The organism is Brevundimonas sp. SPF441 (assembly GCF_009661015.1).
GTDB lineage: Bacteria > Pseudomonadota > Alphaproteobacteria > Caulobacterales > Caulobacteraceae > Brevundimonas > Brevundimonas vesicularis.
Window position 1 is genome coordinate 112,801 of record NZ_WJWX01000004.1, and the last position, 14,395, is coordinate 127,195.

At 69.3% G+C, this 14,395-nt stretch carries 11 protein-coding genes; 7 read left to right on the forward strand and 4 right to left on the reverse strand.

From position 1 onward, the window contains the following. The first annotated feature begins 49 nt into the window (after window positions 1–49). The 3 genes from GGC30_RS04550 (at window position 50) to GGC30_RS04560 (ending at window position 4,738) form a co-directional block, all read left to right on the forward strand. A complete protein-coding gene (locus GGC30_RS04550; protein ID WP_370451875.1) occupies window positions 50–2,908 on the forward strand; it encodes a hypothetical protein in 2,859 nt (952 codons plus the stop codon). Between the two features lie 97 nt (window positions 2,909–3,005). Continuing rightward, a complete protein-coding gene (locus GGC30_RS04555; RefSeq protein ID WP_017506607.1) occupies window positions 3,006–3,929 on the forward strand; it encodes a sulfite exporter TauE/SafE family protein in 924 nt (307 codons plus the stop codon). Beyond that, complete coding sequence (locus tag GGC30_RS04560) at window positions 3,929–4,738, forward strand: TIGR02186 family protein (protein WP_153922892.1); 810 nt, start codon at window positions 3,929–3,931, stop codon at window positions 4,736–4,738. The genes GGC30_RS04555 and GGC30_RS04560 overlap by 1 nt, the downstream gene beginning before the upstream one ends. Here GGC30_RS04560 and gluQRS read toward each other — a convergent pair. Continuing rightward, on the reverse strand, window positions 4,722–5,585 hold the full coding sequence (gluQRS, locus tag GGC30_RS04565) for a tRNA glutamyl-Q(34) synthetase GluQRS (protein ID WP_370451876.1): 864 nt from the start codon (window positions 5,583–5,585) through the stop codon (window positions 4,722–4,724). The genes GGC30_RS04560 and gluQRS overlap by 17 nt on opposite strands. Before the next feature lie 78 nt (window positions 5,586–5,663). On the opposite strand from gluQRS, the gene GGC30_RS04570 reads away from it, so the two are divergent. The 3 genes from GGC30_RS04570 to GGC30_RS04580 all read left to right on the forward strand — a co-directional run bounded on the left by GGC30_RS04570 (window position 5,664) and on the right by GGC30_RS04580 (window position 7,672). Continuing rightward, window positions 5,664–6,314 carry a DNA-3-methyladenine glycosylase gene (locus GGC30_RS04570; RefSeq protein ID WP_153922894.1) on the forward strand — a complete coding sequence of 217 codons (651 nt, stop codon included), beginning with the start codon at window positions 5,664–5,666 and terminating at the stop codon, window positions 6,312–6,314. Next, window positions 6,311–6,970, forward strand: coding sequence for a trimeric intracellular cation channel family protein (locus GGC30_RS04575; protein WP_055807715.1), 660 nt, complete (start codon window positions 6,311–6,313; stop codon window positions 6,968–6,970). Before GGC30_RS04570 ends, GGC30_RS04575 begins: the two co-directional genes overlap by 4 nt. 141 nt (window positions 6,971–7,111) lie before the next feature. Continuing rightward, window positions 7,112–7,672, forward strand: a complete 561-nt coding sequence (locus tag GGC30_RS04580; protein ID WP_026108602.1) for an HNH endonuclease — start codon at window positions 7,112–7,114, stop codon at window positions 7,670–7,672. On the opposite strand, the gene GGC30_RS04585 is transcribed toward GGC30_RS04580, so the two are convergent. From GGC30_RS04585 to GGC30_RS04595, 3 genes are all read right to left on the reverse strand, one after another. Next, window positions 7,669–8,130 carry a hypothetical protein gene (locus tag GGC30_RS04585; protein ID WP_153922895.1) on the reverse strand — a complete coding sequence of 154 codons (462 nt, stop codon included), beginning with the start codon at window positions 8,128–8,130 and terminating at the stop codon, window positions 7,669–7,671. The two genes, GGC30_RS04580 and GGC30_RS04585, sit on opposite strands and share 4 nt — an antisense overlap. Before the next feature lie 93 nt (window positions 8,131–8,223). After that, complete coding sequence (gene pdeM, locus GGC30_RS04590; protein ID WP_153922896.1) at window positions 8,224–8,976, reverse strand: ligase-associated DNA damage response endonuclease PdeM; 753 nt, start codon at window positions 8,974–8,976, stop codon at window positions 8,224–8,226. Continuing rightward, the gene (locus GGC30_RS04595; RefSeq protein WP_370451877.1) at window positions 8,973–11,480 is read right to left on the reverse strand and encodes a ligase-associated DNA damage response DEXH box helicase; all 2,508 of its coding nucleotides are present in this window, start codon (window positions 11,478–11,480) and stop codon (window positions 8,973–8,975) included. Before GGC30_RS04595 ends, pdeM begins: the two co-directional genes overlap by 4 nt. Before the next feature lie 58 nt (window positions 11,481–11,538). Between GGC30_RS04595 and GGC30_RS04600 the strand changes: the two genes are divergently transcribed. Further along, entirely contained in the window at window positions 11,539–14,394 is a 2,856-nt protein-coding gene (locus GGC30_RS04600) for an ATP-dependent DNA helicase (protein WP_370451878.1), read from the forward strand. The last annotated feature ends 1 nt before the right edge of the window (window position 14,395 follow it).

Genomic DNA, 14,395 nt, shown 5'->3' on the forward strand with positions numbered 1-14,395 from the left:
CTCGATATTGACGGTATAGCCTTCGTCGCATGGGCTGGGAGACGAATCAGTGAGCGCTGCAGCGCCGTGGAGCGTTAAGGGAATCGATCCCAAAGCACGCGAGGTCGCCAAGGATCTGGCGCGCCGGTCCGGCATGACGCTGGGCGAATGGCTCAACTCCATGATCATGGAAGACGAGGAGGAGGGCTACGCCACCCTGCCGCGTCGCTCCCAGGCCGCCGAATACGAACGCCGCAACCGCAGCCGCCGTCTGGACGACGCCTATGAGGTCGAAGACAGCCAGCAGCGGATCAGCGCCTCCATCGATGTGATCGCCGCGCGGCTGGAAGCCGCCGAACGCCGCTCGACCGTCGCCATTCAGGGCGTGGATCAAGCCGTCGCGGGCCTGATGCGTCGGCTGGACGGGCAGGAGGCCGAGGCCCAGGGCGCAGCCCGCCGCATCGACGACATCGCTGAGGAGTTGCGCGAAGGGCATCGCCGCCTGCGCGCCTTCGAGCGCGACACCGGCCCGTCGACTCAGGAAGCCTTCGGCAAGATCGAAACCTCCTTGGGCGCCCTGACCGGGCGGCTGTACGACATCGAGGAACGCCAGCGTTTGGGCGTCAGCGATCTGCGCGAGCGGATGGAGGCGGTCGAGAAGGCCGCCGGCCCCGGCGTCGGCACGGAAATGCTGGCCCGAGTCAGCGCCCGTCTGGACGAGGCCCAGAACCGCACGACCGAAGCCCTGAAGACGCTGGAACGCTCGTTCGCCGCGCTGGATCAGCGGATGCGGACGGCCGAAAGCCGTGTCGAGCCGGAAAGCGCGCGCGACCTGGCCCGTTTCGAGAAGCTGGCCGAAAGCTTGTCGCGTCAGATCGACAACAATCGCGCCGAAATGATGCAGCGTCTGGACGCCGCCGAAACCGGCGCGCGCATCGACCGCATCGAACGCGCCGTCCAGGCCGTCGGCGATCAGTTGAAGGCGTCCGAAGAGAAGGGCGCCATCGGTCTTGAAGCCATGGGCCGCGAGGTCCTGCGCATCGCCCGCAACCTGAATGCGCGGGTCAAGAAGGTCGAGACGGACAACGACGGTCGCACCGACGCTGTCGCCCGCGCCGCCGCCGACGTCGTCAGCCAGACTATCGAAACCGAGGTCGCCCGCCGCGCCGCGCGTCTGGATCAGGAGTTCGCCCGCCACGTTGACCGCGTCGATCAACGCCTGACCGCCAGCGACGATCGCCACGCCATCGCCCTGGAGAAGCTGGGCGGCGAGATCACCCGCATCTCGGACCAACTGAGCGATCGCATCGCCCAGTCCGAGCGCCGCTCGCAGCAGGCGCTGGAAGACATCGGCCGACGCCTGTCGGAAAGCTCGGACAAGATCGAGCAGCGCTACGACCGCGCGTCCGGCGAACTGGCCGAGCGGATGCGTCTCAGCGAGGAGCGCACCGCCCGTCTGCTGGCCGAGGCCCGCGAAAGCATCGACGCCCGCGCGCCGACGCCGATCCGCGACAAGCCGCTGGACAATGAGCCGGCGTGGACCCCGGCGCGACAGGTGCTGGAACGCGCCGCCTCGGCGACCATACAGGCCCCGATCCAGTCTGCATCCATCGAAGGCGACTGGCGCGCCGCCGCCTTCCCCGATGAGACCTTCACCGACCAGGACGCCTGGTCCAGCGATCCGGTGACGCCCGAAGTCGCGACCGCTGCGCCCTTCCCGTCGGCGCCCATCGTCCAGACCGAGGCCGAGCCCGTCGAGGTGCTGGCCGACGACATGCCGATGCGCCAGGTCGATCCCGACGGCGTCGAACCCATCATCCAGCCCTTCAGCGGTTTCGGCGGCGCCGATGTCGAGGACGCGCTGGAGGCGACGTCGCCGGGCTTCTCGACCGCACCGGCCGAAAAGCGTGACGCCGCCGTCCTAGACGCCGACGACGACGATTTCGGCGGCGAGACCGAGTTCGTGGATCCGCGCCGGCTGCGCTCCAGCATGGAAGCCGCCGCTGCGGCCGGCCGCGCCGCCTCGACCCGCAGCACCATCGACGCCGCTCGTGCTGCAATCATTGCGCCGGCCGAGCCGGAACCTGCGCCCCGGTCGGGCTTCGGCCTGAAGCGCGGCGGCAAGTCCAAGCTGCAGGAACGGCTGGACCGGCAGGCGTCAAAGGAAGGATCGACGGTCAAGAAGGCCTTTCTGGCTTCGGTTACGGCGGTCGCCCTGACCGGGGGCGTCTATGGCTATCTGTCCCTGACCGACGGCGGTGCGCCGGACTTCGAGATGCCCAGCTTCGGCGGCGGCTCGACGACAAACGGCGCCGTGCCGCTGGCCGCGTCGGCGGTGACGCCGACCGGCCCGAAAGCGACCTTCGACATAGGTGGACCTGGCGCGGCGGATTATGAGGCGGCGATCGGCAAGCTGGAGGCCGGCGACAACTCTGGCCTGGACGGCATGAAGCGCGCCGCCAACCTGGGCTACGCCCCCGCCCAGACCTATCTGGGTCAGCTGTATCTGGACGGCGCCAATGGCGTGCCCGCCGACCCAGCTCAAAGCCGTCAGTGGGGCCGTCGCGCGGCCGAGGGCGGCGATCCGCGCGGGATGCATCTGTACGGGATGCAGCTCTATGAAGGCGACGGCGGCGCGACCAATCAGGCCGAGGCCCTGACCTGGCTGCTGAACGCGGCCGAGCGCGGCCTGCCGGACAGCCAGTACAATGTCGCGCGCATCTACGAGACCGGCGCCGACGGCGTGGCCAAGAATCCGACCGAAGCGCTGAAATGGTACATGATCGCCGCGCGCGGCGGGGATGCGGAGGCCCAGGCCGCCGTGACGCGCCTGCGCCCGACGGCCAGCGCCACGGCCCAGCGCGCGGCCCGCACCGCCGCCGACGCCTTCGTGGCCCAATCGCAGGGTCAAGCCCAGGCGACAGGCTAGATTCCTAGGCGCCGGGCGGCTATCGGTCGCCCGGTCGTCCCCGACCTCGCCCGCCTGACGGCGATTCTTGTGTCCGCTCCAGCCGAAGGCGCGTCCTTTGGACATCTATCTGCCGATCGCCGAGGTTTCGGTGAACTGGCCGACCCTAGTAATCCTGGGGGCGGTGGTCGGATTCGTGTCCGGCCTGTTCGGCATCGGCGGCGGCTTCCTGATGGCGCCGATCCTGGTTTTCCTGGGCATCCCACCGACCGTCGCCGTCGCCAGCCAGGCCAGCCACGTCGTGGCCTCCTCGACGTCGGGCGTCATCCGCTATGCCGGGGCGGGTTCGGTCGATTTCAAGATGGGATCGGTGATGGCGGCCGGCGGCGCCGCCGGCGCCCTGGCGGGGGTCGAGCTGTTTCGCTACCTGCGCCTGCTGGGCCAGGCCGATCTGGTCGTGGCACTGTCCTATCTCGTCTTCCTGGGCGCCATCGGCATTCTGATGCTGAACGAGAGCCTGACCGAGATCCTGCGCCGCCGTCGGGGCTTGCCCGCGCCGCACAAGCAGCGTCGGCGGCCGATGTGGCTGTATGGTCTGCCGCTGAAGATGAAGTTCCCCAAGTCGGGTCTGTATATCAGCGCCCTGCCGCCGTTCGGCCTGGGTGTCTTCGCGGGCGTCCTGTCGGCCATCATGGGGGTGGGCGGCGGCTTCATCCTGGTCCCGGCCATGCTCTATATCCTGCGCATGCGCGCGGGCGCGGTGGTGGGCACCAGCCTGTTCCAGATCATCATCACCACCGCCATCACCACCATCCTTCAGGCCGGGCGCAACCAGACCGTCGACATCGTCCTGTCCACCATCCTGCTGCTGGGCGGCGTTGTCGGCGCCCAGATCGGCGCGCGCTTCGCCGGGCGGTTCCGCGCCGAGGAACTGCGGGCGGCGCTAGGCCTGATCGTGCTGCTGGTCGGGATCCAGATGGGGCTGGACCTGTTCGTGAGGCCCAACGACATCTTCATGATCGCGCCGGGGATCGCCGACTGATGCAGGCGCTTCCTCCCCCTCCGCTCCCTGTTGCGGCCCCGCCGCTCGATCGGTCCGAAGCGACGACCGGCGACCTGCGCGTCGCCGCCGCCCTGACCGACGCCCAGGTCCGGGTCGACAGCAGTTTCCGGGGCGCATCCATCGTCCTGTACGGCGCGGTGTTCAATCCGACGCCCGAACCGGCCGACGTGGTGGTGGTGGTGCGGGGGCCGGACGCGCCGATCCGCCTGGTCAAGAAGACGCGCACCTCGGGTGTCTGGCTGAACAGCCGGCCCGTGCTGTTCGAGGGTGCGCCCGGTTTCTACATGACCGCCTCGACGCGCCCGCTCAGCGACATCGCGGACTTCGGCCAGTTGCGGCGGCTGGGCGTCGGCGTCGATCACCTGCGCATCGACGCGCCCGAGGAAAGCCGCACCGTCACCCGCTATGGCGTGCGCGACGTGGTCGTCAGCCGTCTGGGCGACGACTATCTGGATTGGCGCCGCGCGGTGATCCGGCTGAAGGAGGCCGCCGCCCTCTACGACACCGATTCCGAAGGGGTGGAGTTCGTGGACCGGGGCCTGTTCCGCGCCGAGGTCAAACTGCCGACCGTGGCGCCCACCGGCAAATACTACGCCGAGGTCTGGCTGTTTCAGGACGGCGAGCCGCAGTCGGTGTCGAACCTGACCCTGACGGTCGAGAAGGTCGGGCTGGAGCGCGACATCTATGAGTTCGCCCACCGTCGGCCGTGGCTGTACGGCGTGCTGTGCGTCGTGCTGGCCGCCCTGACTGGCTACGGCGCCTCGCGCATCTTCAGCCGGCGGAGCTGAAGCCCAGCTCGGCGCGCAGGCCCTCGGCCGTCAATCCGCCGGCCCTCAGCTCGGCCAGGGTGATCGAGCGATCGCGCTTGGCGTAGCGCCGCCCGTCCGGCCCTGTCACCAAGGCATGATGACGATAGGTCGGCGCCGGCCAGCCCATCAGGGTCTGGATCAGCCGCTGCACGTGCGTGGCTTCGAACAGGTCCTGGCCCCGGATCACATGGGTGATCCCCTGCAAGGCGTCGTCATGGGTCACGGCCAGATGATAGGCGACGCCCGTATCCTTACGCGCCAGGACCACATCGCCTGCCGCCTCGGGATCGACGGCGACGACGCCGCTTTCGCCGTTCGGACCCTCGCCCTCCTCGACGAAACTCAGGCCGTTCCAGGCCGCCTCGCCCAAGGCCTCCCGCGCCCGATCCAGCGACAGCCGCCAAGCGAATGCCGCACCCGAGGCCAGCAGATGCGCCTCCTCGTCGGCTGAATGCGGACCGGGCCTCGCCGCCTCCATCGTCCCGTGAGGCGCCTCACCGATGGCGTTCAGGATCTCCTTGCGCGTGCGAAAACACCGATAGAGCAGGCCTCGCGCCCGCAGGTTCTCGATCGCGGCGGCATACTCGGCCAGATGATCGGACTGGCGCCGGACCGGCGTCTCCCAATCCAGACCCAGCCAGGCCAGGTCCTCCAGAATGCCCGCCTCATATTCCGGCCGGCATCGCGCCGGATCGATATCCTCAATGCGCAGCACGAACCGCCCGCCCGCCGCCTTCGCCGCCGTCCAGGCGGTCAGGGCCGAGAAAGCGTGGCCCTTGTGAAGGCGGCCGGTAGGCGATGGAGCGAAGCGGGTGGCGAACATCACGACGCTCCTTAGCGGTTTGCGGCCCTCAACGGCGCCCCCGCTCTTTCCGACAAGCGCGACGGGCCGTAAGCATGGCGAATGCCGTTCGCACCCACGCCCGATGACATCGCCGCCGCGCGCCAGGCGCTGGTCGCCGCCGATCCGGCGCTCGTGCGCGTGGACGCCCAGACGCCGCCGCTGGAATGGCGGTTGAGAGTGGGCGGGTTCGAAGGCTTGTTCCGCATGATCGTGGAGCAGCAGGTGTCGGTGGCCTCGGCCGCTTCGGTCTGGGCGCGGCTGCGCGAAGGCATGGGCGGCATCACGCCCGAGCTGTTGCTGGCGCACGATCTGGATCAGCTGCGCGGCATGGGTCTGTCGCGGCAGAAGGCGACCTATGGTCAGGGGATCGCGCGGGCGCAGATCGCGGGCGAGATCGATCTGGAGCATTTGGCCAATCTGGACGACGAGGCGGCGATCGCGTCCCTGACGGCGCTGAAGGGCGTGGGCCTGTGGACGGCCGAGGCCTATCTGATGATGTGCGAGGGGCGGCTGGATGTCTTCCCCGGCGGCGACGTGGCCTTGCAGGAGGCGATCCGTTGGGCGGACGGCGCAGAAGTGCGGCCCGATCAGAAGGGGGCTTACGCCCGCGCCGAGATCTGGCGGCCCTATCGTGCGGTCGCCACTCATCTTCTGTGGGCCTGGTATACGGGCGTGAAGCGCGGCGAGATCGCGCTGGATGCGCCGGCATGACCCCGCTCGATCCCGCTCTGACCGAACCGCTGCGCAATCCGCAGACCGTGTTGACCGCGCTGGATTTCGCCGGCGTGGCGGTCTTCGCCGCCACCGGCGCCCTGGCCGCCGCGCGGGAGAAGCACGATGTCGTCACCTTCGCCTTCTTCGGCGCCATCACCGGCGTGGGCGGCGGGACGTTGCGTGACCTGTTGCTCGGCCTGCCGGTCTTCTGGGTGCAGGACTGGCGCTATCTGGCGGTCTGCCTTTTCGCCTCGACGGCCCTGTGGCTGGTTGGACAGCGCGACTGGCGTTTCCGCGCCCTGCTGTGGCTGGATGCCGTGGGTCTTGCGGCCTATGGCGTGATGGGGGCGGCAAAAGCCGAGGCGGCTGGGGCGCCGGCCCTGATCTGCATCGTCATGGGCACGTTGACGGCCTGTTTCGGCGGGGTGGTGCGCGACACCCTGGCGGGTCAGCCGTCGATCCTGCTGCGGCGAGAGATCAACGTCACGGCCGCGATCCTGGCGGCGACGGTCTATATGGTGCTGCGGGGGCCAGGCGTCGGCGTCTGGCCCGCCGCCATCGTCGCGGCGCTGTCGGGCTTCCTACTGCGCGCGGCCGCCTTGCGCTGGGGCTGGACTCTGCCGGGGTTCCCGACCCACGCGCGCCGGGTCTGAGGCAGGACGTCACGAAAACGCTGCACACTGGTCATGGCGATGAGCGGGAATCAGGGGTAGGCTGATCTCACAAGACTAGGGAAGGAGACGTGTCCTCACCTCTGTCGCCTCAAAATCCCCCCGTCCGCGCGGGAGGGCCTGATGCAGGTTCTCCATCGACCGCCCTCCGGCTTCCCCGCCTTGGTGTTGAACGCCGACTTCCGGCCGCTGTCCTACTATCCGTTGTCGCTGTGGCCGTGGGAGGAGGCGGTCAAGGCGGTCTATCAGGACCGCGTGGACGTGGTGTCCCTGTATGACAAGGTCGTCCGCTCGCCGTCGATGGAGATGCAGCTTCCCAGCGTGATTGCGCTGCGCAGCTATGTAGATCAGGACCGCAGCCCCGCCTTCACCCGCTTCAACGTCTTCCTGCGCGACGGCTTCGCCTGTCAGTACTGCGGTCAGTCGGCTGAGTTGACCTTCGACCACGTCATCCCGCGCTCACAGGGCGGACGCACGACCTGGGACAATATCGTCGCGGCCTGCAGCCCCTGCAATCTGGCCAAGGGCGGACGAACGCCGCGCCAGGCCATGATGCCGATCCGCCGCGAACCCTATCGCCCCAACGCCTGGCAGCTTCAGGACGCCGGCCGACGCTTCCCGCCGCATTATCTGCACCAGAGCTGGCTGGACTACCTCTATTGGGACATCGAGCTGGAGCCCTAGGGGCGCAGGACGGCGACGCTCGGGCGGCTGGTTTCGACGCGGCGACGGCGCAGCCGGCGATCCAGACGGTCGATCTCGGCCAGAGTCATGTCCGGATGGCGGCGGAAGGCTTGGCGCAACTGTTCGATTCGTCCCGGCACCCAGGCGGCGGCGACGCCGGCCGCGCCCGCCAGGAAATCGATGACGGAGACGCTGCGGCCGGTCAGGGCCTGAAGCAGTTCCGCCCCGAAGGCGGCGGCGATGACATAGAGGGCCAGGTCGTCGCGGCGCTGGTTCGGCGCGATCAGGAACAGGCCGTTGGCCACGCCATAGAAGGCGATGACGTGGGCGGCCTTGTCGTTCAGGCCGAAGACCTGTTCCAGACCCTGAAAGGGCCCCAGCATCAGGACGGCCATGCCCAAGGCCGCCAGGGCGAAGCCGAGGCGGGCGGCCATGACGATGCGACGGGGCGTGAGCATGAGGCGGGTGTCCGTGACCTTGATCCGCCGTCATCCTGCATCGCTGTCCGCCAAGATGCGGTGAAGCGACGTGCTGAACGCTTTACGAACAGACTATCGCAGGATCGCCCAATCCAGGGCGTGGACCCGGTCGCGTCCCAGGGCGGCTGCCATGGGCGGGGCGGCGAACAGGTCGGCGATGGCGGGATCGCGCACGTTCAACCCGCCGGTGAAGGCGCCGAAGGCCGGCAGGACGATGCGCGATCCGTCGGTGACGAAGCAAGGACGGCGCACGCCGCGTCCATAGGCGGCGACCTTGGCGGCGGGGTGAAGGTGGCCCGCGACCTCTCCACGACGATCGTCGTCGGCGCTCAGCGCCTCCGGTTCGTGGGTCAGACGCAGCGCGCCGAGCATCATGTCGCCGACGACCCGGCCGGGCAGGCGGGACGCCGTGTCCGCATCGCGAGCGAGCGCCTCGCGGTCGTGATTGCCCTCCAGCCACAGCCAGTCGCGCCCCGCCGCCAGCCCGTCCAGCCGCGCCCGGTCGTCGGCCGCCATGCGGGGAATGGCCTTGGTGTCATGGAAGCTGTCGCCCAGCAGCACGACCATGGCCGGGTCCAGTTCGACGATCTCGGCTTCCAGCCTGTCCAGCGTGGCGCGGCTGTCATAGGGCGGCAGAAGCTGGCCGCGCACGGCGAAGGCTGACCCCTTTTCCAGATGCAGGTCCGCGACGATCAGGGCGCCGTGGGTCGGAACCCACATCGCTCCGGAACAGCGCAGCACACAGGCCTCGCCCGCGATCCGCACGCTCAGCGAACCGCATGTCTTGCGGGCCGGGGACAGGGTCTGGCGCAGGGCGGCGTTCATGCGGCCGCTTCTGGCTCGGCGTCATCCATGACTTCGGCGATCAGCAGGTCGGCGCTTTCGTCCAGGATCATTTCGGCGGCGTCCCCGCTGACCCGCTCGCGTCCGATCTGAACCAGAACGGGCACGCAGAAGGGCGAGGCGCGGTTCAGGGGTTGGTGGCGGATGCGTCCCTCGATGCGGGTCAGCATCTGGCCCAGGCGCGCCACGTCCAGCAGGCCGGATGCGGCGTCGGCGCGGGCGGTCTTCAGCAGCAGATGGTCGGGTTGGTGGCGGCGCAGCACGTCGTAGATCAGGTCGGTGGAGAAGGTCACCTGCCGGCCGGTCTTTTCGGCGCCGGGCTGGCGGCGTTCGATCAAGCCCGAGATCAGGGCGCAATTGCGGAAGGACCGCTTCATCATGAAGCTTTCCTCCAGCCAGGCTTCCAGATCGTCGCCCAGCATGTCCGGCTGGAACAGGGCGTCCAGGTCAATTGTGTCCATCGGCTTGATCGACCAGATCGCCAGCGAATAGTCGGTCACGACAAAGCCCAGAGGCCCGACGCCCATCCGGTCCAGCCGCCGGGTCAGCAGCATGCACAGGGTGGTGTGGGCCAGATTGCCCTCGAACGGATAGGCCACCAGGAAATGCCGGCTGCCGCGCGGGAAGGTTTCGACCAGCATGGACTCGGCGTCGGGAATGACCGAGCGGGTCTCTTGCAACTCCAGCCATTCCTGCACGTCGGGCGGCAGGACACGCCAGTGGTCGCGGTCATGGATCATGGTGCGCACCCGGTCGGCCAGCGACGTGGACAGCGGAAACTTCGATCCGCCCCATGACGGAATCTTGGGGTCGCTGTCATTGGCGTGGGTGACCAGGGCGTCGGTCCCGGTGATGCCCTGAAACGCCCAGGTCTGGCCGGCGAACTGGAAGGTGTCGCCGGGCGTCAGCTGTTCGAAATACCACTCCTCGGCCTCGCCCACCTTGCGGCCGCCGATCAGCTGGCGCGAGGCGCCGCCGCGACGGCTGGCGACGCGGACGTTCAGCGTTCCGGCCGAGACGATGGCGCCGACGTTCATGCGGTGGCGCTGGGCGATGTGCTGGTTGCGGACCTTCCAGCGGCCATCCGGCGTGCGCACGATCCGGGCGAACCGGTCGTAGGTGCGCAGCGCATAGCCGCCGGTGGCGACGAAATCGACCACCTCCTCGAACTGCTCCCACGTCAGGGCGCGATAGGGGCCGCAGCCGGTGATCTCGTCATACAAGACCTGCATGTCGAACGGCTCGGAACAGGCGACGCCCATGATGTGCTGGGCCAGGGTGTCGAGCGTGCCGATATGGACCGGCTCCCAGTCGAAGGCGTTGTCGGCGACCGCCTCGCGCGCCGCCTGGCACTCCAGCATCTCGAACCGGCTGGCGGGCACCAGAAGCGCGCGCGACGGCTCGTCCAGCCGGTGGTTGGCGCGGCCGATCCGCTGGACCAGGCGGCTGGAGCCCTTGGGCGCCGCCATCTGGATGACCAGATCCACGTCGCCCCAGTCGATGCCCAGATCCAGCGTCGAGGTGCAGACCACGGCCCTGAGATCGCCGCGCGCCATGGCCGCCTCGATCTTGCGCCGTTGTTCGGCGGCGAGCGAGCCGTGGTGCAGGCCTATGGGCAGGTTCTCGTCGTTGATGGCCCACAGCTGCTGGAACACAAACTCCGACTGCCAGCGGGTGTTGACGAAGATCAGCGCCAGGGTCGAACGCTGGATGGCGGCGTAGACCTCCGGGATGGCGTGCTGGCCCGTGTGGCCGGCCCAGGGCACCTTGCCCTCGGAGATCAGCACGTCGATGACCGCCGGCGCGCCGGGGTCGCCTTTGACGAGGGCCACATCGGCGACGCCGGGCGAGGGACTGAGCCATCCCCGGATCAGATCGGGATCCTCGATGGTCGCGCTCAACCCTACCCGGCGCATTTCGGGTGCGAAGCTCTGCAACCGCCCCAGACCCAGAGACAGCAGGTCCCCGCGCTTGCCGCTCCAGATCGCGTGCACCTCGTCCAGCACCACGCATCTCAGGTCGGCGAAATAGGACCGGGCGCCTTCCCAGGCGCAGAACAGGGCCAGCTGCTCGGGCGTGGTCAGCAGGATATCAGGCGGAAAGTCGCGTTGTCGCTGGCGTTTGGACTGTTTGGTGTCGCCGGTGCGCGTCTCGACATGGATGTTCAGCCCGATCTCGCGGATCGGCGTCATCAGATTGCGCTCGACGTCCGTCGTCAGGGCCTTCAGCGGCGACAGATAAAGCGTATGCACCCCCGACCCCGGCCCGGTCGTCGGCTTCGGTCCGCGCTCGGCCAGGTCGATCAGACTGGGCAGAAACCCCGCCAGCGTCTTGCCCCCGCCAGTCGGCGCGACCAGCAGGGCGTGGCTGCCGGCCTGACCCGCCGCGACCATCTCCAGCTGATGCCGCCGGGGCGACCAGCCGCGCGATGCGAACCAGTCGGCGAACAGGGGCGGAAGCGTTGCGGGAGCGGCGGCGGTCGTCACGAACGGGATATAGCATGTTCCCGTTCCGTTTCAGCCCCAGGCTCGCTATCTATCGGACGTGTCCGACGAATCCGTCCTTTCCGAAATCCGCCTGACCGGCGCCCAGCCGTGGGCGGACTTGCCGCCAGCGCTCGCCACGCCGCCGGGCGCAGGGGCGGTGTGCGACGAGGCGGGGGCCCGGAAGATCGGACGCGGGGCGGCCGAGGGGTTCTTCAGCACCGGCCCGGTGATGGTGGCGCATGCGTCGCTGACGGCGCGCCGGCTGGGGCTGACGCCGCCGCCGCGATCGACTGATCTGATGGATGTGCTGGAGCTTTACGCCTTCGTGCGGCCGGCGCGCTTCTGTGCGCCGTCGCCGACGGGGTTGGCGCTGTCGCTGGGTTCAGCCGAGCCGAAGTCGGCGGAGGAACAGGCGGAGGCCCTGAGAGAGGCGGCGGGACTGCTGCTGCGCGAACTGGCCGATCCGGCCTATGCTGAGCGCGAGGCGGCCTATGTCCTGGCCCTGACGATGCAGCGGGCGGGCTGGGCCTGGGGCGAGCGGGTGGTTCAGGCGCTGGAGGCCGGCGGCGTACGGGCGCGCCAGCATCGCGGGTCGGGGATGGATGTCTGGTCGCGGCTGACCGAATGGGAGGACGAGGCGCCGCGCGGCGAGGCGGGATCGGCGCCGGTCGACAGCGAGAGCGCCCGCATCCGGCTGGAGAAGCTGCTTCAGGCCTCGGGCCTGGACGAAACGCGGCCGACCCAATCGGATTACGCCGCCGAAGCCGCCTTTGCTTTTTCGCCGAGGAATGAAGAGGGGCGGCCCCGCATGCTGCTGGCCGAGGCGGGGACCGGCACGGGCAAGACCCTGGGCTATCTGGCGCCTGCCTCCCTGTGGGCCGAGCGGAACCAGGGAGCTGCGTGGATCTCGACCTATACCCGCGCGCTGCAACGCCAGATCGACCGTGAAAGCCATTCGCTGTGGCCCGATCCGGCCGAGCGCAAGAAGAAGGCGGTGATCCGCAAGGGGCGCGAGAACTATCTGTGCGTCCTTAATCTGCAGGACATGGTGCAGGCGGCCCAGCTGGGGAATGGCGACCTGATCGGCTTGGCGCTGGCCGGGCGTTGGGCCCTGCATACGCGCGACGGCGACATGACGGGCGGGGACTTTCCGGGCTGGCTGCCCGGCCTGTTCGCCATGCCGGCGGCCCATGCGGCGGGGGCGGCCAATCTGGTGGATCGGCGCGGCGAGTGCGTCCACGCCGCCTGCCCGCACTACCGCACCTGCTTCGTCGAAAAGACCATCCGCGCCAGCCGCCGCGCGGACCTGGTCATCGCCAACCACGCCCTCGTTTTGACCCAGGCGGCGTTCGACGGCGCGCGCTCGGCGCGGGGCCAGAAGCAGGATGGTGAGACGGCGGCGCTGAAGCGGATCGTCTTCGATGAGGGCCACCACCTGTTCGACGCCGCCGACAGCGCCTTTTCCGCCTGCTTGTCGGGGCAGGAGGCGGCCGAGCTGCGCCGCTGGATCCGGGGGCCGGAGGGGCGGGGGCGTCGCGGTCGCGGGCTGGAGCTGCGGCTGGGCGACATGGTCAACGACAATGAGGCGGCGATGAAGGCGCTGCAGGACGCCATTCGCGCCTCCGCCGCCCTGCCGGGCGAAGGCGTCTCGGGCCGCGTCGCGCCGGCCTCGGGCGAGGTCAATCCGATCGGCCCGATCGAAGCCTTCCTGGCCGCAGCCTTGGACCAGCTGCGCGCCCGCACGGCGGAGACCAATCCGTACGGCGGGCCCGAGTTCGGCATGGAGTGCGCGCTGAAGCCGGTAACCGATCCGGTCGCCGAAACGGCCCGCGCGGCGGCCCAGGCCCTGGCCGCCATAGAGGCGCCGCTGCTGGCCCTGTCGCGACATTTGGAAGACATCCTCGATGACGAGGCGGCCGAGCTGGACGGGTCGCAGCGGTCGCGCATCGAAGGGGCGCTGCGCGGGCTGGATCGGCGCGCGCGCATGACCTTGCCGGGCTGGCGCTCGATGCTGGCGGCGCTGGAGGATGGGAGCGATCAGCCCGATCCTGATTTCGTCGATTGGCTGTCGGCCGAGACCGCGTTCGGCCGCATCCACGACGTAGCCCTGCGTCGCCACTGGATCGACCCGACCGTTCCGCTGGAGGCAGCCGTGATCGTGCCGTCGCACGGGGTGCTGGTGACCTCCGCCACCCTGTCCGATCCCTTGCAGGAAGACCCGTTCGACCTGGCGCGGATGCGGACCGGCTCGGCGCGTTTGATCGAGCCGCCCCGCACCCTGAAGGTCGAAAGCCCGTTCGACTATGCCGCCAACAGCCGGGTCATCGTCGTCAACGACCTGGTCAAGGACGATCCGCGCCAGACGGCGGCGGCGATGCGCGAACTGTTCCTGGCGGCGGGCGGCGGGGGGCTGGGCCTGTTCACCGCCATTCGCCGATTGAAGGCGGTCTATGAGCGGCTGGGGCCGGACCTGGCGAAGTCGGGCGTGCCGCTCTACGCCCAGCACGTCGATCCGCTGGAGGTCGGGGCGCTGGTGGATATGTTCAGGGTCGAGGAAAATTCCTGCCTGTTGGGCACCGACGCCGTGCGCGACGGGGTGGACGTGCCAGGACGGTCGCTGCGGGTGCTCGCCTTCGACCGCGTGCCTTGGCCTCGGCCGGATTTGCTGCACAAGGCGAGGCGCGAGCGGTTGGGGGGCAAGGGTTATGACGATGCCCTGGCCCGCGCCCGCATCGCCCAGGCGTTCGGCCGGCTGATCCGGCGTGGCGACGACAAGGGGGTCTTCCTGATGCTGGACGCCGCCACCCCCACCCGCCTCTTCGCCAGCCTGCCGCCCGGGACCGAGGTTCAGCGCATGGGCCTGGCCGATGCGGTCGAGCTGACCCGCAGTTTCCTGAACCCCGAGACGACGTAGG

Bases quoted from the DNA above. Each gene is read 5' to 3' on its own strand.
- GGC30_RS04560 (WP_153922892.1), top strand. From the start codon at position 3,929: ATGCAGGCGCTTCCTCCCCCTCCGCTCCCTGTTGCGGCCCCGCCGCTC.
- GGC30_RS04570 (WP_153922894.1), top strand. From the start codon at position 5,664: ATGCCGTTCGCACCCACGCCCGATGACATCGCCGCCGCGCGCCAGGCG.
- GGC30_RS04575 (WP_055807715.1), top strand. From the start codon at position 6,311: ATGACCCCGCTCGATCCCGCTCTGACCGAACCGCTGCGCAATCCGCAG.
- GGC30_RS04580 (WP_026108602.1), top strand. From the start codon at position 7,112: ATGCAGGTTCTCCATCGACCGCCCTCCGGCTTCCCCGCCTTGGTGTTG.
- GGC30_RS04585 (WP_153922895.1), bottom strand. From the start codon at position 8,130: ATGCTCACGCCCCGTCGCATCGTCATGGCCGCCCGCCTCGGCTTCGCC.
- pdeM (WP_153922896.1), bottom strand. From the start codon at position 8,976: ATGAACGCCGCCCTGCGCCAGACCCTGTCCCCGGCCCGCAAGACATGC.